The sequence below is a fragment of the Cellulosilyticum sp. WCF-2 genome, assembly GCF_003990395.1.
Taxonomy (GTDB): domain Bacteria; phylum Bacillota; class Clostridia; order Lachnospirales; family Cellulosilyticaceae; genus Cellulosilyticum; species Cellulosilyticum lentocellum.
Genome location: NZ_CP034675.1, coordinates 2,331,779 through 2,355,205, shown reverse-complemented (window position 1 = coordinate 2,355,205; position 23,427 = coordinate 2,331,779). Strand labels below are relative to the sequence as shown.

Below are 23,427 nucleotides of genomic sequence, written 5' to 3'. Positions count from 1 at the left end.
TTGTAAATATGTCATGTGTATAAAACCTGTTAAAAAAAGTTATTCTATAGGTAACAACAACCTATGACTAATCTATTTAAAGGAGCTTATACAATGAATGCTTCAATTTTAATTGCAAGCCTAATTTTTATTATCGTTATTCTTTGCATCATGTCGGAAAAAGTTAATCGTACTTTAGCTGCTATGGGGGGTGCTATGGCAATGGTACTAACAGGTATTTTACCAGCTGATGCTGTCTCTAGTACAATTGACTTTAATACTATAGGCGTCTTAATAGGTATGATGCTAGTTGTCTCTACTATAAAAAATTCTGGACTTTTCGAGTACTTAGCCATCTATACTGCTAAACTTGTTAAAGGTGATGCTTGGAAAATACTTATTGGCTTTGCTATTATTACTGCTATTTTATCAGCTATTTTAGATAATGTGACTACCGTTTTACTTATCGGCCCGATGACCTTAGTTATTACTCAAATATTAAAAATTAATCCGATCCCCTTTCTTGTCACAGAAATTATTGCTTCTAATATAGGTGGTACCTCTACGCTTATTGGTGATCCTCCCAATATTATGATTGGTAGCGCTGCAGGATTAGGCTTTCTAGATTTTGTAGTCAATCTAGGCCCTATTATTATTGTTATTCTCGTAATCACCTTAGCTTTACTTTATTTCATTTATCGTAAACAATTAGTCGTCAAAAAAGAACAAAAAGAAGAAATCATGGCATTAGATGAAAAAAAAGCCATTACAAACCATCCTTTACTTATAAAAAGTATTATTGTTATTTTTCTTATTCTTCTTGGTTTTATTTTTCATGAAAACATTGGCATATCTTCCAGTATTGTAGCACTAACAGGTGCTACTCTTATCTTACTCATCAGTGGGCAAGATATCGAGGAAATCTTCTCCAGCATTGAATGGCCTACTATTGCTTTCTTTGCCGGACTTTTTGTCCTTGTAGGTGGCCTTGAAGCTGTAGGAATTATAGAAAATATAGCCAATTACTTATTACGTATTACTGCTGGCCATCCTACTTTAACCGTTATTTCACTTCTTTGGCTTTCTGCCATTGTCTCTGGCTTTTTAGACAATATTCCTTTTGTAGCAACACTCATTCCACTAGTCCTTACCATGGGTAAAGGCGGGGTTAATACTTGGCCCCTTTGGTGGGCTATTTCTCTAGGCGCATGCCTAGGTGGCAATGGTACTTTAATAGGTGCTTCTGCCAACTTGGTTCTAGCCAACATTGGTGCCCGCAATGGTCATAAAATTTCCTTTAAATATTACTTGAAAATTGGATTTCCTTTAATGATTATTTCTATTGTTGTTTCTACCCTCTATCTTCTAATCTTTTATGTATAATCTTACTTTAACTTACTATTATAGAAAGAAGGCAACCTAATGGATCTTAGTGTCAATGCAACAACGGGCGATATGCTTTTAGTTCCTTTAAAACAACTGGGTGCTACGGATATCATAGATATTAATAGCCGCCTCTATTATATCAAATTTAAACTTAAAAAGAATATTACGGTCTCTTATGTATATAATATTAACGCAAAAAGTAAGTATTTTCTACAGCGTATTTCCCCCTATCCTCTCCCAAAGGGACTTTTTACAAACCATGATGAAATTATAGACTTTATTAAGCGTGATATTCGTAAATTCAAAACTGCATGTAATAGTTCTAATTTTGAGCTCTTTTTAGGGATTACTAATACGCTAGGTTATGTCTCTAGTGATATAGAATCTTTGTTTTTAAATTATAATATTCCAAAAGAACAACTTGATCAATTTTATCATCAACTTCATCAATTAAGCGACTTAGTTCATCAAATGAAAGCTAAAAGTACTCATATCATATTAAAGGATTAACGAAAAAAAGCTATTGCATGGGGTTATGGAACTGTCTCCATACGCCTTACGCAACAGCCTTTTTAGTGAATCTCTATTATATATGTTTAAGATGCTTTAAGGAAAAATCCAAAATTGGAGAAGAATGAGTCAATGCGCCACAAGAGACATAGTCTACACCTGCAGCTGCAATAGCTTTTAAACGCTCTTTATTGACATTACCAGAACATTCTGTCTGAGCTCTATCTCCTATAAGTACCACTGCTTGCTTCATAGTTTCTATATCCATATTATCTAGCATAATAATATCTGCTCCTGCTTCTAGAGCTTCTTTCACCATGTCTAAATTTTCCACTTCCACTTCTATTTTACGTACAAAAGGTGCATATGCTTTGCAAGCTTTAACTGCAGCTGTAATACTACCTGCTGCCCCTATATGATTATCTTTAATAAGTACACCATCTGTTAGATTAAAGCGATGGTTAGTTCCTCCCCCTACTTTAACTGCATACTTTTCAAATACCCTCATACCTGGCGTCGTTTTTCTCGTATCAAGTAACGTCGTCTTTGTACCTTTTAATTCCTCAACCAATTCATGAGTAAAGCTAGCTATACCACTCATACGTTGTAAATAATTTAAAGCTGTACGTTCTCCGGAAAGTAGTACTCTAATATCACCTCTTATACTAGCAATAATCTCTCCTTTTTTAACTTCATTCCCATCTTTATAACTTGTTTGCATCTCAATATTTCCTATTAATTCAAAGGTACGTCTAAAAACACTAAGGCCTGCTAATATGCCATCCTCCTTACAAATAAGTTGTACTTCTCCCTGTTGCTTTTCTTTCATAATTGCCATAGTCGTTACATCTTCGCTGGTGATATCTTCTTTGATTGCATTTAATATATGCTCATCCACATTTATATTGTTTATGAAACCATCTAACATAAAAATTTTCATCCTTTCTTTTGATTGCTTCTAATAAAAGAGTCTCGTAATTTGCTTTTATCTCTTCTATAGATTCCTCAATGATAGGAATACCTATAGGCCCTTTGGACAAAAACATATCACTTGCTTTTATATCGAGTGCAACCTTTTTAGCAAATACTAATCCTTCCAAAAGTGAATTACTTGCTAGACGATTAGCTCCATGTACCCCTGTACGGCTTGTTTCTCCAACTGCATATAAATGTTTAAGTGATGTTCTTCCCCTAAGGTCAACTGCAATACCACCCATAAAATAGTGTTGAGCTGGTGTAACAGGAATATCCTCTTTGGTCAAATCATACCCTTCTTCTTTACAAGCCTCATATATATTAGGAAAGCGCTTTTTAATATATTCTCCATCTAAGTGCTTCACACTTAAGTACACATGATCTGTTTGAAATTTAAGCATTTCTTCGCTTACTCTAGCTGATACAATATCTCTTGGCAATAACTCATCTACAAAACGTTCTCCTTTAGGATTGAGCAAATACGCACCTTCTCCTCGTACAGCCTCAGAGATTAAAAAGCGTTTCCCTTGTTTTTGACTATAGAGGGTTGTAGGATGAATCTGGATGTAGTGAATATCTGCTACTTGTACCTGATGTTTTAATGCAATAGCTACTCCATCACCTGTTAGATGTGAAAAATTGGTGCTTGCTTTAAAAATACCCCCTATACCACCTGTAGCAAGTACAATATCCTTGGCATAAACGGCATGATAACTTCCTTTATAATAGACCATTACCCCATATGCTGTTTTATTATTTTTAATCAAATCTACTAGTGTACATTGTTCTAATAGCTCGATATTAGCTCTTTGTTTAACGGCAGCTAAAAGTTTACTTGTAATTTCTTTTCCTGTTACATCTTTGTGATGTAAAATGCGATTCGTGCTGTGTGCTGCTTCTTTTGTGTAAACTAGTTCACCTTTTTCCTTGTCAAAATCTACACCTAGAGCAATTAACTCATTAATGATTTCTCTAGATTCTCGAATTATGGTTTCTACAGCTGTTCTATCATTTTCATATTTTCCTGCTTTTAAGGTATCTTCTACATAACTTTCAAAATCCCCTGCATCTTTTAAAACACAAATGCCCCCTTGTGCTAAAAAAGAGTTACTTTCTTCTAATTGACCTTTGGTAATCATTAAGATGTTTACAGTCTCAGGTAAATGAAGTGCACAAAATAATCCTGAAACACCTGTCCCTACAATGACTACATCATATGCTTGTTTCATTTTATTTTGCCAATTGATGCATCTTACTAAGAGCACCTTCTGCCTTTCTTCTCATTTCTTCGTCTAATTCAACAGGATGCTTTAATGTATCTAGGGCATGGTAGACATCCTCTAAACTAATGCGTTTCATATTAGGACAAAATTGTCTGTGACCTACGGCATAAAATTGCTTGTGAGGATTTTTCTTTTTAAGTTCATATAGAATACCCATTTCAGTCCCAATAATAAATTTCTCAGCAGGGTCATGAGTAGCGTAATCAATAATACCTGAAGTGCTTCCTACATAATCTGCTAATTCTGTAATGACTTTAGGGCACTCAGGATGAACTAGAACCTTGGCCTCTGGTTGCGCAGCCATAGCAGTCTTTAAACTTTCTACTGTAATACTTGTATGTACATGACAAAAACCATCATTAAAAATGAAATTTTTTTCTGGTAATTGCTCAGCAATATAACGACCTAAATGTTCATCTGGTATAAAGAAAATATTTTTTTCGGGTAGCTGACCCACAATCTCTAAAGCATTAGAGGAAGTGACGATCACATCGGCTTCTGCTTTAATCTCTGTGGTTGAGTTAATATAGCATACAACCGCTAAATCTTTATAAGCCGCTCGCATTTCTCTAATCTTTTCTATTTCTATCATATGAGCCATTGGGCAATCAGCATGCTCCTCTGCCATAACTACCTGTTTATAAGGATTAAGAATCTTAGCACTTTCCCCCATAAATCTAACACCGCAAAAGATAATCAGTTGTTCTGGTCTATCCATGCATACTTTGCTTAAATAATAAGAATCTCCTACGTAATCTGCTATTTCTTGCACGGAATCATCTACATAATAATGTGCTACAATAAGTGCATTTTTTTGTTTTTTTAAAGACCTAATTTGCTCTATTGTATTAACTACATTCATTTTCTCGCCTCACTTATCAAGTTATACTTTATTTAATATAACATCATCCTCTTAAATAATCAATACATGTGTAAAGACACCTACTAAGTCATTTTGTTGAATTCAAATTTCTTCCTATTTAATGTTATTAATCTCATAGCATGGTACTAAATAAAAAAGAGCTGTTGTATTAACAAATAAAATTGCTAATACAACAGCTCTCTATCATTAATTTAAGCTTACCACTGAACCTTGGTACTTCTCTGCAATAAAGTCTTTTACTTCCTTGCTTCCTAAAGCTTCAATAAGTGCTTTAATATCTTCTCTATTTTCGTCGCCTTCACGTACAGCTAAAATATTAGCATAAGTTTGGGCCATTAAAGAATCTGCTGCCTCTTTTGCTAGAGCATCCTCTTCTACATTAAGTCCACCTTGAATAGCATAATTACCATTAATAACTGCAAAATCCACATCTTGAAGTGTACGTACAAGCTGAGCTGCTTCAATTTCTACTATTTCAATGTTACGAGGATTTGAAGTAATATCTGTTTTAGTTGCTGCTAAACCTGCTGACTCATCTACAGTAATGATACCTAAATCTTGAAGAAGCATTAAAGCTCTTGCCTCATTAGTTGTATCATTGGGTACCGCAATTTTAGCTCCATCTTTGATATCATCTATACTAGATGATTTTCCTGGATAAATGCCAAATGGCTCATAGTGGACAGCTGCTACTGATACAAGATGTGTACCATTCTTACTATTAAAATCATCTAAATAAGGTTTATGTTGAAAATAATTAGCATCTAATTCTTTATTTTCAAGTGTTAGGTTAGGCTGCACATAATCTGAAAACTCCTTAATTTCAAGATCATAGCCTTTTTCTTTCAAAATAGGTTTTGCTACTGCTAGAATCTCTGCGTGTGGTGATGTAGATGCTCCTACAACAATTTTATTACTTGCTTCACTTTTGCCACAACCTGCAAGAAGTGAAAGTGATAATACAGCTACCAAACTTAAAGTTAATAATTTTTTCATTTTATTTCCCCCTGGTTTTCATTAAGATTTATTTTCTTTTATCTTGCTTTGTTGCTATTTTCATACCTATACCTTGAATACATTGAACGATAATGACTAATAAGATTACCGTTACTAACATCACTTCTGTTTGATAACGATAAAAGCCATAACGAATGGCAATATCTCCAAGACCACCACCACTTGTAAAGCCAGCCATTGCTGAATAGCCTAAAATAGTTGTAGCTGTAATAGAAGCACCTATCCATAAAGAAGGTTTCGTTTCAGGTAACATCACTTTCCAGATAATTTGAAAAGGTGTAGCTCCCATAGAAAGAGCTGCTTCGATAATGCCGTGATCTAATTCTTTAATAGAAGACTCTACCATTCGCCCGATAAAAGGGGCTGCTGCTACAACTAAAGGTACAACAGTTGCTGTTGACCCTATAGTGGTTCCCACCACCCATCTTGTAAAAGGTTGAATAAAAATAAGTAGAATCAAGAAAGGTACTGAGCGTGTTATATTGACTATCACATTTAAAATGCTGTTAAGCCATTTACTAGGCAATAAATTTCCTTTTTCTGTAACAACTAAGGCTATACCCAAAGGTAAACCTATCATATAAGCTAATAAAGTAGAAAATAAGGTCATGTATAAGGTCTCGAATATCCCTATTGTAATGGTTTTAATCATTTCAACATCCCACATTTTACATAACCTCCTCTACAATTAGTTCTCTTTGTCTTAAGTAATCTAAGACACGCATTGCTTGACTTGTATCCTCTGGCAATTGAAGTACCATTTGTCCCATTGCTTTATCTCCTACCTGTTTCATATCTGCATAGATAATATTGACATGAGCCTTACACTCTAAAATCATACTTGCTATAGCTGGATCATAAGCTGAACTGCCATCAAAAATAATGCGTGCACATTTCGTGCCTATGTACTGACTAGGTGGCATGCCATTTGGATAAACGAGTTGCTGCCCTACTTGACTTTGAGGATGAGTGAACACTTCTTCTACTGTTCCAACCTCTACAATTTGACTATCTGCAATAATGGCAACATGAGAACAAATCTCCTCTACAACCTTCATTTCGTGGGTAATAATAACAATGGTAATACCAAACTTCTGATTAATTTCTTTTAGCAATGCTAAAATAGATTGAGTTGTACTTGGGTCTAAGGCCGATGTGGCTTCATCACATAAAAGCACCTTAGGATTAGTAGCTAATGCCCTAGCAATGGCTACTCTTTGCTTCTGCCCTCCTGAAAGCTGTGAAGGATATGATTTCGCTTTATCACTTAACCCAACTACCGCTAATAACTCTTTAGCTTTTTCTCTTGCTTCTTTTTTCTTCATACCTGCAATTTCTAATGGAAAACAAACATTATCTTCTGCTGTACGTTGCATCAACAAATTAAATTGTTGAAAAATCATACTCATAGACTGTCTGGCTTTCCTAAATTCTACCGCACTTAATGTACCTAAATCTTTTCCATCAAAGTATACTTTACCTTTGGTTGGCTCTTCTAGATAATTAATACATCTTACGAGGGTACTTTTTCCAGCGCCACTCATACCAATGATGCCATAAATGTCTCCTTTATAAATATCTAAGTTAACATCTTTTAATGCCGTGAATGTTCCTTGATCTACTGAATAGGTTTTACTTAAATTCTGTAAAGATATAATTGGCTGATTGAATACTTTCTCCATTTTTTCCTCCTTCTAGAAACAAAGTAAACCTCTCTTATTTTTAATGATCACTAAAAATAAGAGAGGTTTACTTTGCTTTGATTCATCCGCCCTTATCTTCCAGAACCTTAGGTTCTGCAGGAATTAGCACCTTTCACTTAAGTGTGGTTGCTGAGGTATCATAGGGCCTGTTCCCTCCACCTCTCTAGATAAGCTTTTCTATTGATACTTAGTATAATCATGTTAATTTGAAAAGTCAAGAAATAATTTCTATTTTTTTCTAATCATCTTTAATTTGCTTTCTACTAATGCTAATACTTCTAACGCATCTTCCCTGCGGCTTACTACATCATAGCGATCCATATCAATGACTACAACTTCACTGGCATGATAATGACTCATCACCCATTCATCATATCCTTCCCATAGTTGTCTATAATAAGCTTCAAGCTGTGCATCTAATTCATAGCTTCTACCACGTTTCATAATACGCGATAGCACTGTTTCAAATGATCCCTTTAAATAAATCATTAAATCAGGTGCTTTCTTAGGAAGTTCCTTTAACTCTTGCATCATATTATCTAACAAACGATCATACATTTGAAATTCTAAATCCGAGATTCTTCCTAGGTCATTATTAACTTTAGCAAAATACCAATCTTCATAAATACTACGATCAAGTACGTTATTATCATGATACAATGCACTTTTAATACTTCTAAAACGTGTATCTAAAAAATGTAATTGTAATAAAAAGGGATATCTTTTCTTTTCTATTTCTTCTTCACTTGAAGTATAAAAAAGAGGTAAAATTGGATTATTATCTACACTTTCATAAAATACTTCCGTTCCAAAATGCTCTCCTAAAAGCTCTGCAACACTGGTTTTTCCCAGACCTATCATCCCACCAACAACTAGCAACATTCTTCACCTATCCTTCTCACTTATCTCAAAACAACTTCTTCTATCATAAGTGTTTACATAATCATTGTCAATTGATTGATAGGCATGTTTCATTTGGACTTATTTTCATAACATTATAGACTTACTTTTAAAATCATAACCTTCTGCTATTGCTAAATCACCTATCACCTATTTACAATTCTTTATTATCTATTATCATGTGATTACATCAAAAAACTGTGTTTAAAAGCTCTCACTTTTAAACACAGTTTTCTATCTTACTTCCAATCTTTCAAAATGTTGATATTACTTGCTTCATAAACTGTATCACGCCTAAAGTTACCAGTTTCTTCATCATAAACACAATCAAATGTCATCATACCTGCTCCAGCTTTATACTGAACTAATACATGTACTCTTTCATAATCGTTATAATCTATATAAACTAAATATTCTAAGCCGCCTAATTGAATATAACTTTTTTCAAATAACGGATAAATATCATCACCTTTTTTGACAACTAAGGTCCAAACTTGGCCATCATCTAAAAAATAACTGCCATCATCCGTTATTTCTCCTTGACAGTAGACCTCAATGGTTTCATTGCTACCATCTAAATCAAAATCTACATCAAAACTACTAAAACGATTTAAACCTTCTAAATATGTAGCATCTTGAATAGGTGTAATCATTTCGCCTGAATGGGGCATCCCCATATCATCTGTTTCAAGCTTTAGATATTCAATACCTTCATGACCATTTTTCCCATCTTCAGCTATAACATAGTCAATACTTTTATTTTTGTAGGTCACTGTAATCATAATCTGCGGAATACCTTCTGGTCTTACAGCATACAGAAGTAGACCATAACCTTCTGGTGTTCCTTCTTTTGCATATAAGGTATCTTTTGCAATAAAGCGTTCACCTGTATACTCTACTTTGCTAATTGTAATTTTTGAACCGTTATATTTGGGTATAATCATTAGATTATCTTTTGTATCCATCTGTTTATAGGTTTCTACCTGAGGTAAGCTATTGATGGCTTCCTGATCTGGCGCATTAATAACTAGCCCTAGTTCAGTAATATTGTTATTATATTTTTCAAAAGCGCTATTATAGCTACTTTCTGTTGTTTCTGCTGTGGCGGTAGGTGACGGGCTTTCAATTTCCTGTGTTGGCTTTGGCCCATTCTCCCCATTACAACCTACTAAAAATGTACTTACAATTAAACTCATAATGAGAAAAACTGCCCATTTTCTTTGCTGTCTCATTGTCCATCTCCCTTCCTGTTATTGCGACTTTATATACTTCCTCTTATTGAATCTTACCACTAATCCTAGGTTTATTCAACACTATTCTAGTCAATATGCCTATCCCCTATGAAAATCAGCACTTTTTCTAATCATAAATAACTTTTTATCTCTTAGAAAAAACTCATTACACACCCCATAATACCACCAAGTAAAGCGCCTAACCATACTAGCCTATTAAGTTCTTTATTCATAATCTCAAGAATTAAATTTTCCATTTCTAAAGTATCAAATGCCATAATGCGTTCTTCTATCATCTGAGCTAAATCTAACTTTTCAAGAGCAGTACTAAGCCCATTCCTTACCAAACCTTCATAAGATTTAATGACTACTTTTTTGATGATGTCTCTATAGGGATCTAGCTTGGTTACCCAATCTCCCACCGAGGTTTCTTTCAGGTTATTACTTTCCTCCTCTACAGCTTGTCTTATAATTCCTTCTGCTTCATCTACAATCATTTGAGAAATAGCCGGTTCAATCTTATCACCTAGACTATCTAACATTTGGTCTTTTACTAGAAAACTCATAGGTCCTAATAAGTGGCTTAATGCACCACCTTTTAACGTTCCTATTAATTTATCTACAATAATCTTGCCTAGTTCCATATTAACAACCTTTGTGTAAATAAGAGAAGTGGCATTTTCTTCGGCTTCGCATAATAAAAAAATAGCCCTTTCTTTACCCAAAAATTCGTTTCCTATTTCTCCTAATTTTTTGTCATTAGCTTGGTACGTGTCAATATAGTAGTCTACCTTTTCTTCTAATCTCTCATATATTTCTGGTTTTAATAGTGCTTTTCTAAATACTTCTTCATTTAAAAGCTCTCTACTCACTACTCTTCCTATACTTTTGGCAAGACGTTTTTTTTCTTTTGGAATAACTCCTGGCGTAAAAGGTAGTGTATAACCTCCTATAGTAATTGGATTTAATGGTCTAAATAACATCTTAATGGCAATACCATTTGTAATATAACCAATAATAGCACCTACTAAAGGGCCTAACAAAAAGTTCCAGTTCATCTCTTTCTCATCCTTTCCCTATGTATCTTTCATAAGCCTGTTGATTCTAACTTATTTTCTTACTTATTTCTAGTATTTCCCTTTTATTTACGACTCATACTTTATTTATCAATTAGTTTGTTTATACCATAGATTTATTAAAATTTCATGAAAATAAAGTGTAAAATAAAAGAGAAAGTATTCCCTCTATAAAGAATACTTTCTCTTTTATTTACTAATCTAATTTAACACACTAGGATGCTACAAAAATCTAAAGCTCTCTACAATACTTTCATAAATAGCCTGGGCCCATTTGTTTGTAAAGGCCGTACTATTAAGCAAAGCTGCTTCTGCTGAGTTACTAATAAATCCTGTTTCAATCAGTATTGCTGGCATATTGCTTGTACGTAAAACATATAAGTCTGAACGTGCTTTAATCCCCCTATTAATCATGCCACATTTATTAACTAAAGCGTTTTGTACAATTTGAGCCACTTGTTTTCCTCTTGTATCTGTAGTACTAGGGAAGTACAGTGTTTCCGATCCTCTAATCGAAGCTGAAGCTGAATTATTATGAATACTTACAAATAAATCCGCCTCGATATCATTCGCTAAAGTTGTTCTAAATTGGAGCGTCGGATAAACATCTGTTTCTCTTGTCATATAAACTTTAATTTGTGAATCGGCCTCTAATAACTTATAAAGTGCCATGGCTTGCTTATAGTTAATCCCTTTTTCTGTTATACCATTACCTACTGCTCCACTATCAGAACCACCATGACCTGCATCTAACACAACAATTTGATTATACTTTTCCTTTGGTCTAACCATTTGTAATGAAATTTTCCCATCTGATTCATAGAAATTATACGCATATACCTTTTGGGTTACTACTGTGATTTTAGTTGTTCCATTAGTAGCAACTTGTATTTTATTAATTCTTGTATCATTAATAACCATGTTATTATTTTTGAGGACACTGCTATAATCTTTGCCAAGATCAAATACTAACGTCTTATTACGATAATCATCTGTAACTTTAATAGCATTCTTATTTAAGCCAGGTATGTTAAAAAGTTGAATGGTAGGCTTATCGCCTGATACATATACTAAACTGTCTGTAACCTCTTCTACTGGAGGCACTTCTGTATAAGCAGATAAAGTAAGCGTTGCTCCTTGATAATCGCTAGTTAACTGGTAATCCACTTTTCCCTTAAGCCAAATACTACCTTTAACTTGATTGTCTTCACCGTTAATAGTTACCTTGTCAATATAGCGGCCATTTAATTGTGTCCAATTAATAGCTGTCTCTATTGTTGTATGCGGAACTGTAAAGTTTAATAGATTTTCTTTTTCATTATAATCTAGAATAATTTGATCTTTACTTAAGCCTTTATAATATAAAGTATCTGCCCCATTCTTTTGCATATATTTAATTTGTTCAATCTTTTGATTACTAAGCTGAATCATAATGCTACTTCTATCTTCACTGAACCCTGCCTTTACTAAAGCGCCTGATTTTAAATCCAGTACAACACGCGTTGTATCAGTTGTAAATTGACTAGTTCTAATATTTTTAATATAAGTATTATTAATAGGAGAAATAGTGTTACTTAATTGACTTTTACTATTTCCTATATCAATAATCACTTTGCCTGCTTGTAACTCTATTTTTGCATTTGAAATAGGTGAAGCTGCGCTAATAAAAGTCGTATGTTGACCATTATTTTCATTCACTGATACTTCCATTACCTTCGTTTGACTGTATGATGCAGAAGGAAGCTTAATTTGGTGCTTGTTAGACGTCCCTATGTATTCTTCATTAGATATACTTGGCTTTTCCTCTTCTACTGGCGGTTCTTCTTCCACTGGTGGTTTTTCTTCTTCCGTTGGCGGTGATGTTGGTTCTGTAATAGATACCTGACGGTTGCTGCCATTCCAATCTACAATAAATCCTAGTTGCTCACTAATAAAACGAACTGGAATCATTACTTTATCATTAATAATCTTAGCTGGTACATCTAAGCTCACCGTTTTACCATTTAACCAGACTTCCTTCTGATTAACTGTTAAAAGCATGGTCGTATCCTTATATGCCACTGTTACTTGTTTTGCTTTTGCATCCCAGCTTACCTTAGCCCCCATTGGTGTAAATACTTCTCTAGCTGGTACTAACACCCTTCCTTCTAGTTGAATCGGATCCATTGTTGTTGCTATTTTATTGCCATTCACATAAAGTGATATAGCTGGTAAATTATATTCATGTGCCTTACCATCATATACAATAGTAGCAGCTGTCGTTGGCACTGCATTCGTGCAGAATAAAGTCGCTGCAAGTAGCATTATACCTAATTTTTTACTCATGATGTCACTCCTCCTTAATGAAAATACTTTTAGGTCACTGTAATTCTCTTCCATTATAACAAAAGCAGAGAAATATTACAAAGTTTTTTCATCAAAAAGTTAAGTTTTTCAACGTTTTTTAATGCATTTGTTTTCTATCTGTAACATTTGTTTAACATTTTTAATATTTAATTAATCCCAACAAATATACTAATCTATTAATTTTAAATTATTAATATCTAAATGATAAATAACATCCTTCCTCTCTACAATAATATTAATTTTTTTTCTGAGTACTTCATCCTGATTAATTTTACTAATTAGCTCTCTTGTGGGATTAATGGCATAAGGATGTCCTACCATACTTAACATCGTTAAATCTCCTGCCGTATCTCCATATGCGTAGCTTTTACTTAAGTCTATATCATACTTTTCCACCATTTCTAAAATAGCTTTTCTTTTGCTAACTGCATCCCACATCGGTACAATTGAGCCATTATAATAACCTTTTTCATCTAATTCATAAATGGTTCCTCTGTAATCATCCATCTCATATTTCTTAGACATTTCCTTAACTAGTTCACTAGGAGAACCTGAAATGGCAATAACCTTATTTTTTTCTTTTTGGTGCCATTTAATTTGCTGTCTTGAAAAAGTATACACACGCTCTCCTTTTTGCTGAATAACACGTCTTGCTACATAAGCCATTTGTTCAGCATTTAAGCCTTTTACTGCTTCTTTATAGATATCTACCATCTTTAAAAGATACGTATCATAGTCACCTACTCGCTTATCCCAATTCATATAAGCTGGCCTTACCTCACTATACCATTGACTGCCATCAATGTATTCATAGTTAATCATCTTCTTAAATACTTCTGTTATAAGACCTTCTCGATAAATCGTCCCATCAATATCGAAAAATGCTGCTGCAATCATATTTTCACTCCTTTATATTAACTATTATTTGCATATCTTCTTTTTATATATTATCATATTTACAAAACATTTATTATTTTTAACATTCAACTTCAATTATTAAAGATGCATTTGAAAAACAATGAAGAAAGAAAAAGTGATTATTGTTAACTCAAATACCGCTTAACTTTTATTCTTCATTATTTATTTCATATACTAAAACTATATCAGAAAGGAAGGAACCTATGGCTTCTTTGTCTTCTACATCATTTTATGAACTTATTTATTATTTTTTTATATATAGTACTTTAGGTTGGCTTATGGAAACAACACTTAATTCTGTTAAACATAAAATATTTATTAATCGTGGCTTTTTAACTGGTTTTTACTGTCCTATTTACGGGGTGGGTATGTGTAGTATCTATTTATTTTGTACTCCTTTTGCTAATAATCCTTTTTTAGTTTTTATAGTTGGTTTAGTAGTTGCTACCTCGATCGAATATTTAACCGGTATGATTATGGAGAAACTCTTTCATGCTTCATGGTGGGATTATAGCCATTTTAAATGTAATCTAAACGGTAAAATATGTCTTCGTATTTCAATTGCTTGGGGCATACTTGCTCTTGTATTTACCTGTTATATTCAGCCTTTTTTTGTAATATTAGTTGGAAAAATCCCTAAAATACCTGGAACAATTGTACTTTGTATTTTAATCATCCTTTTTACAGTAGATTGTATTTTTAGTACGTATTCAGCCTTTAAGCTTAGCACTAGAATGCCTTCTTTGGCTTTATTACGTAATGAACTCTCTACTATATTAGAACAAAGCAAACTCTACACCACAGCTGAAGAATTAAAGAAATGGACTGAAACCTACAAATCTAATGTATCGGTTTCTTACATTATGGAAAAACTTCGACTACAACTAACGGAAGCTAGTGATTCATCTTCTGAAAAATTACGTCAAGCTATTTCAGCTTTACACAAAAAGTATACAGATCAAATTAATAAATACAGTTTAGGTGAAAAACGTTTACTTAAAGCATTCCCTAGGCTCTCCTTATCTAAACTCAAAAAAATCAATACTAAAAAAGAATCTACTCGTTCTAGAAAGGAAGATTTGTAATGAGACTTAATGATGATGAAACCTCCTACTTTAAAACGACCTTAGAAGAATTTATTACATCACCGTATATTCATCAAATGAAAGGTTATACCCAGCATGGTCATACCTCCTGCCTAGATCACAGCTTATTAGTGGCCTACTATAGTTATTACCTTGCTCGTCGCCTCCATTTAAGTACAGACTATAAAAGTATTATTCGTGGCGCTTTACTTCATGACTTTTTCCTTTATGACTGGCATGAAAAAGGTGACCGTAAAGGTCTCCATGGTTTTACACATCCTAAAGCTGCTCTTGCTAATGCAGAAAAGTATTTTTTGCTTAACGACAAAGAAAAAGATATTATATTAAAACATATGTGGCCTTTAACGATTAAGCCACCTCGCTACAAAGAAGCTTATATTGTAAGTCTAGCTGATAAATGCTGCTCTACTATGGAAACTCTTAAAAAAGCTCCTTCTTCACGCTCTTTAAACTTGCAATTCTACTAAAGTTATTCTTGCTTAGTTTCATTTATACAAAAAGAGTTACGATTTATCTATCGTAACTCTTTTTTATTATCAAATTTCATTCTTTCAATTGTTTTAATTGATTTAATTGATTTAATTTATTGATTTAAAATTTTTGTATTAAACTAATACACACTAGTCGGATTAATAGGTGTTCCATTTTTTCTCACCTCAAAATGAAGATGGTTACCTGTAGAATCTCCTGTAGAACCTACCCCTGCAATGTTTTGTCCTTGTGAAACATAAGCTCCCACATTCACATATAAGCTACTACAGTGTGCATAATAAGTTTGATAGCCATTACCATGATCTATAATAATAAGTTTACCATAGCCACCATTATTATAGCCTGAATAAATAACTTGTCCTGCTGCTGACGCATAAATAGGTGTACCTGCTGATGCTGCATAATCTATTCCTTTGTGGAAGCTTCCCCATCTTGAACCATAACCAGATGAAACTCTTCCTGCACCTTTTAATGGATGAATAAATTTCCCTGAAGAAGTACTTGGTTTACTGCTGCTTCCACTGTTACTTGAATTATTAGAACTACTTGAACTATTACTTGAACTACTTGAACTATTACTTGAACTACTTCCACTATTGGTAGTTGGTTTAGTAACTACTGGTCTTTCTTTTGTTCCATAAGCAATGACTTTCGTTTTAGGTTCTTTTAATACTTTCTCAGAAATAGTTTGACGACTCACTTCCACACCATTCACCTTTGTTACTTCTACTGTAAGTTCTTTTAGTCCATCATTTCCTTCTTGATATATTTTAGTCTCATCTTTATATAAGTCAGAGAACTCAACATATTCTATTTCACCTGGGATAAGTTCTTTAAAAGTAGCTTCTTCTACTGTAGAAATAGATAAAATAGGTTTAGGTACTTCTAATTGAATAACATCTCCTATTTGCATTCTCGTTTCATCTACAATTTGTGAATTAAGTTCTAAAATTCTCTCCATGGTTGTCCCATGCTTAACTGCAATATCCCATATATTATCGCCTTCTTTTAATTCATAAGTAATGGTCTCATAACGCTTATCTAATAATACTTCTTTTGCTTTTTCTGCTGATAAAATCTCACTTTGATCAACATAAACATTGCGTACTGTTACTTCTTCATTAAAATCCAAACCATGCATTGTACGTTGAATCTTTTGACCTTCTTGCTTTTCAGTTTCTTCCGTTTCCTCTGCATTTTCTTCGACTTGAATGTTTCCTACAGATACTTTATTAGTTACCTCTTCTTGTGGCAATGCATCTGCTACTTCTACCTTTTCTATTTCTTGATTATTTGTAGTTGTTGTTACTTCAGTCGATTCTGTATTAGGCGACTGTGTAACTTGTGCTTCTGCTCTATTTTCTTCCTCAGCTCTTTCACCTTGACTAACTTCTGTTTCTCCTGATGTTTCAGTTTCTACAGTTGCAACTTCTAATGTTAACTGTCCTTTAGCTGGTAAATAAGCTTTAGCGATTTCTGTTAAGATTGTTTCTGCTGCACTTTGGCTATCTATAACCGCATAGCTGTTTCCGTCTACAAGTATTTCATATGCCTCTACACCATAGCTAATATTTTCACTTAAAGCTTTGACTAATTCATCATAAGTATTCATTTCTGATGCCTTACTATGTATGGGCTCTAATTCAAGGGTTTCATTAACTGCTATGTCTACCCCTATATCTTTCTTAAGCGATGTTACAAGTTCTTCATAAGCTGCTGTAGCTTGTTCTTTTTCTTTTACGACAGCCACTACCTCACCATTTACAGAAAGTGCATAAGCATTTTTTCTAGTATTATACCAAAGTAAGCTTCCACCCACCAAAGTAATGACTACACCACCTATAATCATTTTATTTACTTTTTTATTATTTTTAATCTGTTCCACAAAGGACGGCATATTGCTCACCTTCTCTTACTTTTAATTTGAGTTCTAGCTATATCAAGCTATCTCTGCCATTTTACCTTATAAATGTTACGTAAATATTAACTAACTATTAACTAACATTATGTATTACTGGTAATTTATTCAAATACAAAAAAGCATTGCCATTATTGACAATGCTTTTTCTTATCACTCAACCTTAACTACTATCTATTTTTCCCCATTTAATCTCGTAAGCACTTCTTCCTTAAAAAATGTTCTAGCCGTAGCTCCTGACACACTATAAATATCCCCCTGATCGATCTGTACTGATACAGCCTCAGTGCAGTGACCTAAACAAAATACTGCTTTTAATTCCACTTGTTCAAAAACTTGATATTCCTCTATAAGTTGTTGAAAAGCGCTGATCACATTATAGGACCCTTTAATATGGCAAGCACTTCCTATACAAATTTTTAGTTCCATGACTTACTCCTTTCCTATGTAATCCACATGTAATAACTGATGTACCTTTCCCTTCAAAACGCCCGAATAAAGAGACATAATAAGAGGATTTTCCTCAGAACGCTTAATACTACTTAAACGATCGGCTTCATAAAGTCCTTTCCCACGTATAGCTTTTTCTTCATTTCTGGCAAATGGCTGACCAGCTCCTCCCACACAACCCGCTGGGCAAGCCATTACTTCTACAAAGTCATAATGCTTTTCTCCTGATTTCATAGCTATAATCAAATCTTCTGCATTTTTAAGTCCACTTACAATGGCCACCTTTAAATAGTTCTCTCCAAAAGGTATCTCTGCTTCCTTTACACCTGCCATGCCTCTTACACCGTTAAAAGCAATACTACGTAAGCTAGTTGTTGATTTGTCATCAGCTAGACGACGAATAACTGCTTCTGTTACCCCACCTGTTACACCGAAAATAACACCTGCACCACTACTTACACCAAAAGGCATATCTACAGCTTCCGGCTCTAACTCATTAAAGACAATACCGGATTCTTTTACCATTTGAATAAGTTCTCTAGTTGTAAGTACATAATCCACATCTGGAATGCCATCACGCTTCAGTTCATCTCTTGCAGCTTCTTCCTTTTTAGCTGTACAAGGCATCACTGCTACAACAATAACCTTACGCCTAGAATGACTATAATGTTCCTTCAAAACAGCTCCAAACATCTCCATAGGTGAACGGCAAGAAGAAACTTGACTGATGAGCTCTGGATGATTGTTCTCTACATACTTTACCCATGCTGGACAACAGGAAGTAAAAAGTGGCAATGTATCTTTTTTTTCTATACGTTCTAAGAGTTCATTGGCTTCTTCTAATACAGTCAAATCTGCTCCTGTCGTTGTATCAAAAATTTCATCAAAGCCCATACGTCTTAAAGCAGCAATAATTTTTCCCATAACATTATGCCCATTTTCTTCACCTAAAGATTGGTCAATGCCCACTCTTACAGCTGGTGCTATTTGAACAATCACCTTAGTTTCTGGATCACTTATTACATTCCAAATAGCCTGTGTATCATTTTTCACAACGATAGCTCCAGTTGGACATACTGCCGCGCATTGGCCACAGCTCACACATTTAGATTCACTAATAGGCTTATGAAAGGCTGTACTAATACGCATATTGGTACCTCTATGAGCAAAATCGATGGCACCAATATTTTGCATCTCATCACACATTCTAACACAATCGCCACATAAAATACACTTACTTTCATCACGTACAATGGCTCTAGAAGAAGTATCTAATGGCACTTCTTTTTTACTATTTTTAAAACGAACTTGATTAATGCCAAATCGCATAGCAAGTTCTTGAAGTTTACAGCCTCCATTCTTTTCACAAGTCGTACAGTCTCTACAATGATTGGCTAAAATAAGCTCTAATATCATTTTACGATATTTTCTAAGTCTAGGTGTATTTGTGTAAATCTCCATTCCTGCTTTAGGTGGTGTAGAGCAGGATGCTTCTATTCCCCCCCACTGATTCTCTATCATACATAAACGGCAGGCACCGTATACGGAAAGCTCTGAATAATAACAGAAGGTAGGCAGCTCGATTCCTGCTTTTCTAATTAATTCTAATATATTTTTCTCTCCATTAATTTCTACAGGCATGCCATCTATTAACATAAACTGTCCACTCATCTTTAATCCTCCTTCACTGCTTTAAATGCACAAGCCCCGATGCAGGCACCACATTTAATACATTTCTTTTCATCAATTTTAAATGGTTCCTTAATTTGTCCTGAAATCGCCCCTACAGGACAGCTTCTTGCGCATTTTGAACAGCCCTTACAAAGTACTTCATCAATATAAATCTGACGAAGCTTTTGACATGTTTTAGATGGACATTTTTTATCTACAATATGCGCTAGATATTCACCTTTAAACTTCTTAATCGTACTTACCACCGGAAAAGCAGCTGTTTTTCCTAGCCCACAAAGTGCTGTAGAAGAAATCGTATCTGCTAATTCTAAAAGCTGGTCTAAGTCATCCTCTTCTCCTCCACCTACTACGATACGCTCTAGAATCTCTAGCATACGTTTAGTTCCCTCTCTACAGGGTACACATTTGCCGCAAGATTCATTTTGAGTAAAGTTCATAAAGAAACGTGCCACTTCTACCATACAAGTATTTTCATCCATAACTACTAGACCACCTGAGCCAATCATAGCACCAGCCTTCTTTAAAGAATCGAAATCTAGTGGTAAATCTAAATCATCACTGGTTAAGCAACCTCCTGATGGCCCTCCAATTTGAACAGCTTTAAAATTAGCACCATCTCTCATACCACCACCAATATCAAAAATGACTTCTCTTAAGGTGGTTCCCATAGGCACTTCTATAAGTCCTGTATTTTCAATATTACCTGTTAAAGCAAAAGCCTTAGTTCCAGGACTCTTCTCTGGTCCTATTCCTTTATACCAGTCAGCCCCATTCAAAATAATCAGTGGCACATTAGCAAAGGTTTCTACGTTATTAAGTACAGTAGGTTTCTCAAATAAACCTTGTTCAACTGTTCGTGGTGGCTTCACACGAGGCATCCCACGTTTTCCTTCAATTGAAGCGGTTAACGCGCTACCTTCACCACAAACAAAAGCCCCCGCTCCTCTATTAATCTTAATATCAAAGCTAAAGTCTGTTCCTAAAATATGCTCACCTAATAAACCATACTCCCTGGCCTCATCAATTGCTTTTCTTAAACGACTAATAGCCAATGGATATTCTGCCCTCACATAAATATATCCTTCTCTTGCCTTACAAGCTTTAGCTGCAATCATCATACCTTCTAACATACGATGAGGGTCACCTTCCATAATACTTCTATCCATAAAAGCACCTGGATCTCCTTCATCTCCATTACATACAACATATTTCGTAGGTTCTACTTGACGTCTTACCTGTGTCCATTTTCTACCAGCAGGAAAACCACCACCACCTCTACCTCGTAAATTGGATTCTGTAATTTCATGAATGATGCCTTCATCATCCCTATCAAATAAAGCCTTTTCTAAGGCTTCATAGCCCCCTACAGCTAAATATTCTTTTATAGATGTAGCATCAATATGCCCACAATGCTCTAAAACAAGCCTTGTCTGTTTTTTATAAAAAGGAATTTCTGCTTGGGTTTTATAGCCCTTACCATCCTTTTTATAAATAAGACGTTCAATACACTGACCTTTTTTAATCGTTTCTTCTATAATCTCTTTACAATCCTCTACCTTTACTTTTATGTATAAGTAACCCCATGGCTCTATTCGAAGTAGAGGTCCCATTTCACAAAAGCCATGACAACCACTTTTTTTCATACCAATTGAAGAGTCATGTGGTTCTTCTTCTAAATTCACACTACAATTAAGTCCTTCTTCTTTCATTAACCTTAGCATTTCTTCATAAATCTCTAAGGAGCCACTTGCAATGCAACCTGTTCCTGAACAAACTAAGATTTTTATTTTTTCTAACTCAAGTGCTTCCTTGCAAGCTATCCTCATTTGCACTAAATCTGCTCTATCTTTTAGCATCTTAGTCTTCCTCCCTTAGTTCAGATAATAAAGCTTTTGCTTTTTCCGGTGTCATACTACCATAAACCTTATCATTAATGGTCATAACGGGAGCAAGTCCACAAGCACCTAAACAAGAAACCGTTTCTACTGTAAATAATAAATCATCTGTCGTTACCTTTTCTTCTGATAAACTTAAGGTTTCTCTTAAGGCATTTAAAATAGGAATTGATTTTCTAACATGGCAGGCTGTACCATCGCATATCTTAATAACATACTTTCCTTTAGGTTCTAATGAAAAATTTTCATAAAAAGTAGCTACACCATAAATTTTGGCAGTACTCATCCCTAATTTTTCTGATAAATAAGGAAAAACCTCTTCTGGTATGTAGCGATAAATCTCTTGAATATCTTGTAAAATACTAATAATACTACTTGGCTCTAACCCATTTCTTTCAAGTATCTGATCTAGTTCATGCCACTTAATAACTTCTCCCATAATTGCCTCCTTATTTTAACTGGTGCTCTAACTTGAAATTTATGTTAATTTATTAACAATAATCATTATTCAGATTACTACTTTGTTAATATCTTGTCAATATGACTTGCAAATTATTTAGAATTATCACAATAAAAAACACTATCTTTCAGCATATTTAACATACTGTAAGATAGTGTTTTTTCATTGTATAGACTTATTGCCTGTTTTTCACTTGATTATCCCATAAAATCATGTTGCCATTCTTCATTAAACTGATAATAATTAGCTGGACGATGTCCTCTTTTTTGTATGATTTCTGTTTTCTTTACCATTGGAGCAATTTTTCTTCTAAAGTTAGCTTTCAAAAGTTTTTTATCCAAAATAACTTCATATACCTTTTGAAGTTCACTTAAAGTAAAGTATTCAGGTAAAAGTGTAAATGCTAAAGGTGTATATTCAATTTTATTTTTAAGACGTTCTAAACCTTTGTCGATTAATTTATAGTGGTCAAATGCCAAACCATCTTCATAACCATCTAGCTTCTCATATCTAGTGGTTTTTACAGGATAAGGCGTCTTTGACTCGTATACTTCTTTAATTTGATAGCCTATCTTTATGGCGCCATCATCTGATTCTAAAGTAAGCCCATAGGTTTCTACAAAGGCATAGCCCTGTTTTCCACTAAAAGTAGGTTTTTTCTTAACACTAAACCAGCTTACTTCATCTGTTGTACGATGTGCACTTGGTTTCAATTTTGATTCGTCTACCAATGCCATATAGGAAGTAGAAATAACTCTGGTTCTAGGGTCCCTTTCTACTTCTTCTTGATCTTCCCCTAAGGTATAAAGCTGTTCTAGATAAATATCCGTTACATTCGTTTCATCTTTAATTTTACGATAAGCAGCTTCCCTTAAGCCTTCTTTCATGCCTACAAATCCACCAGGAAGCGCCCAATTTCCTAGAAAAGGATGCTCACCTCTTTTTACTAGAAGTACTCTTAGTTCTTTTTCTGGCAGTTTCCTAATATCAGTATTTTCCTTATCTCCTACTGTAAGCAACAACATATCTACAGTTACAGAAGGCTTCTCATATTTAGCTAAATCATAGCTTTGTAAAAATTCTTGCTCCGTTAATCCATTTTTATCTCTTAGGAGTTCCATTCACTCACCACTTTTCTACTTAGTATCATTTTATACTATCAATTTATTTTATCACTTATTATATCATATTGAGAAGATTTTTTAC

Annotated in this window: 21 protein-coding genes and 1 riboswitch; of the genes, 4 read left to right on the top strand and 17 right to left on the bottom strand. The window is 34.2% G+C overall.

The window, feature by feature from the left end; all coding sequences use genetic code 11:
* The first annotated feature begins 93 nt into the window (after nt 1-93).
* Both EKH84_RS10510 and EKH84_RS10505 read left to right on the top strand, forming a co-directional pair.
* Nucleotides 94-1,362 (top strand): ArsB/NhaD family transporter, encoded by a 1,269-nt coding sequence (locus EKH84_RS10510; protein ID WP_127066253.1) that lies wholly within the window; start codon nt 94-96, stop codon nt 1,360-1,362.
* 39 nt (nt 1,363-1,401) lie between these two features.
* Nucleotides 1,402-1,875, top strand: coding sequence for a hypothetical protein (locus tag EKH84_RS10505; protein WP_013656617.1), 474 nt, complete (start codon nt 1,402-1,404; stop codon nt 1,873-1,875).
* A 76-nt stretch (nt 1,876-1,951) separates the two neighbouring features.
* Here EKH84_RS10505 and nadC read toward each other — a convergent pair whose 3' ends face one another.
* The 11 genes from nadC to EKH84_RS10450 all read right to left on the bottom strand — a co-directional run bounded on the left by nadC (nt 1,952) and on the right by EKH84_RS10450 (nt 14,187).
* Nucleotides 1,952-2,803 carry a carboxylating nicotinate-nucleotide diphosphorylase gene (nadC, locus tag EKH84_RS10500; protein WP_127066252.1) on the bottom strand — a complete coding sequence of 284 codons (852 nt, stop codon included), beginning with the start codon at nt 2,801-2,803 and terminating at the stop codon, nt 1,952-1,954.
* Nucleotides 2,766-4,079, bottom strand: a complete 1,314-nt coding sequence (locus EKH84_RS10495; RefSeq protein WP_127068040.1) for an L-aspartate oxidase — start codon at nt 4,077-4,079, stop codon at nt 2,766-2,768. Before EKH84_RS10495 ends, nadC begins: the two co-directional genes overlap by 38 nt.
* Before the next feature lies 1 nt (nt 4,080).
* Nucleotides 4,081-4,995: a quinolinate synthase NadA gene (nadA, locus tag EKH84_RS10490; RefSeq protein WP_127066251.1), complete on the bottom strand. Its 915-nt coding sequence runs from the start codon at nt 4,993-4,995 to the stop codon at nt 4,081-4,083.
* A gap of 207 nt (nt 4,996-5,202) precedes the next feature.
* Nucleotides 5,203-6,012, bottom strand: coding sequence for a MetQ/NlpA family ABC transporter substrate-binding protein (locus EKH84_RS10485; protein WP_127066250.1), 810 nt, complete (start codon nt 6,010-6,012; stop codon nt 5,203-5,205).
* 28 nt (nt 6,013-6,040) lie between these two features.
* On the bottom strand, nt 6,041-6,700 hold the full coding sequence (locus EKH84_RS10480; protein WP_127066249.1) for a methionine ABC transporter permease: 660 nt from the start codon (nt 6,698-6,700) through the stop codon (nt 6,041-6,043).
* 1 nt (nt 6,701) lies between these two features.
* Entirely contained in the window at nt 6,702-7,715 is a 1,014-nt protein-coding gene (locus tag EKH84_RS10475) for a methionine ABC transporter ATP-binding protein (protein ID WP_013656611.1), read from the bottom strand.
* Nucleotides 7,716-7,804: 89 nt separating this feature from the next.
* A riboswitch (SAM riboswitch) is annotated at nt 7,805-7,910 on the bottom strand.
* A gap of 54 nt (nt 7,911-7,964) precedes the next feature.
* Entirely contained in the window at nt 7,965-8,618 is a 654-nt protein-coding gene (locus EKH84_RS10470; RefSeq protein ID WP_013656610.1) for a deoxynucleoside kinase, read from the bottom strand.
* A gap of 257 nt (nt 8,619-8,875) precedes the next feature.
* Entirely contained in the window at nt 8,876-9,868 is a 993-nt protein-coding gene (locus EKH84_RS10465) for a hypothetical protein (RefSeq protein ID WP_013656609.1), read from the bottom strand.
* Between the two features lie 152 nt (nt 9,869-10,020).
* On the bottom strand, nt 10,021-10,926 hold the full coding sequence (locus EKH84_RS10460) for a DUF445 domain-containing protein (RefSeq protein ID WP_127066248.1): 906 nt from the start codon (nt 10,924-10,926) through the stop codon (nt 10,021-10,023).
* Nucleotides 10,927-11,166: 240 nt separating this feature from the next.
* Nucleotides 11,167-13,269, bottom strand: coding sequence for an N-acetylmuramoyl-L-alanine amidase family protein (locus EKH84_RS10455; RefSeq protein ID WP_190283571.1), 2,103 nt, complete (start codon nt 13,267-13,269; stop codon nt 11,167-11,169).
* Between the two features lie 189 nt (nt 13,270-13,458).
* On the bottom strand, nt 13,459-14,187 hold the full coding sequence (locus tag EKH84_RS10450) for an HAD-IB family hydrolase (RefSeq protein ID WP_127066246.1): 729 nt from the start codon (nt 14,185-14,187) through the stop codon (nt 13,459-13,461).
* Between the two features lie 224 nt (nt 14,188-14,411).
* Between EKH84_RS10450 and EKH84_RS10445 the strand changes: the two genes are divergently transcribed.
* Both EKH84_RS10445 and EKH84_RS10440 read left to right on the top strand, forming a co-directional pair.
* On the top strand, nt 14,412-15,293 hold the full coding sequence (locus EKH84_RS10445; protein WP_127066245.1) for a putative ABC transporter permease: 882 nt from the start codon (nt 14,412-14,414) through the stop codon (nt 15,291-15,293).
* Nucleotides 15,293-15,781, top strand: a complete 489-nt coding sequence (locus EKH84_RS10440) for an HD domain-containing protein (protein ID WP_127066244.1) — start codon at nt 15,293-15,295, stop codon at nt 15,779-15,781. The genes EKH84_RS10445 and EKH84_RS10440 overlap by 1 nt, the downstream gene beginning before the upstream one ends.
* Before the next feature lie 143 nt (nt 15,782-15,924).
* Here the strand turns inward: EKH84_RS10440 and EKH84_RS10435 are convergent, their stop codons facing one another.
* From EKH84_RS10435 to EKH84_RS10410, 6 genes are all read right to left on the bottom strand, one after another.
* Entirely contained in the window at nt 15,925-17,703 is a 1,779-nt protein-coding gene (locus EKH84_RS10435) for a peptidoglycan DD-metalloendopeptidase family protein (RefSeq protein WP_127066243.1), read from the bottom strand.
* Between the two features lie 195 nt (nt 17,704-17,898).
* A complete protein-coding gene (locus EKH84_RS10430) occupies nt 17,899-18,153 on the bottom strand; it encodes a (2Fe-2S) ferredoxin domain-containing protein (RefSeq protein ID WP_013656602.1) in 255 nt (84 codons plus the stop codon).
* Nucleotides 18,154-18,156: 3 nt separating this feature from the next.
* On the bottom strand, nt 18,157-19,845 hold the full coding sequence (locus tag EKH84_RS10425; protein ID WP_127066242.1) for a [FeFe] hydrogenase, group A: 1,689 nt from the start codon (nt 19,843-19,845) through the stop codon (nt 18,157-18,159).
* Between the two features lie 2 nt (nt 19,846-19,847).
* Entirely contained in the window at nt 19,848-21,722 is a 1,875-nt protein-coding gene (locus tag EKH84_RS10420) for an NADH-ubiquinone oxidoreductase-F iron-sulfur binding region domain-containing protein (RefSeq protein WP_127066241.1), read from the bottom strand.
* A gap of 1 nt (nt 21,723) precedes the next feature.
* Nucleotides 21,724-22,200, bottom strand: coding sequence for an NADH-quinone oxidoreductase subunit NuoE family protein (locus tag EKH84_RS10415; RefSeq protein ID WP_127066240.1), 477 nt, complete (start codon nt 22,198-22,200; stop codon nt 21,724-21,726).
* A gap of 218 nt (nt 22,201-22,418) precedes the next feature.
* Entirely contained in the window at nt 22,419-23,342 is a 924-nt protein-coding gene (locus EKH84_RS10410; RefSeq protein ID WP_127066239.1) for an NUDIX domain-containing protein, read from the bottom strand.
* Nucleotides 23,343-23,427: the final 85 nt, after the last annotated feature.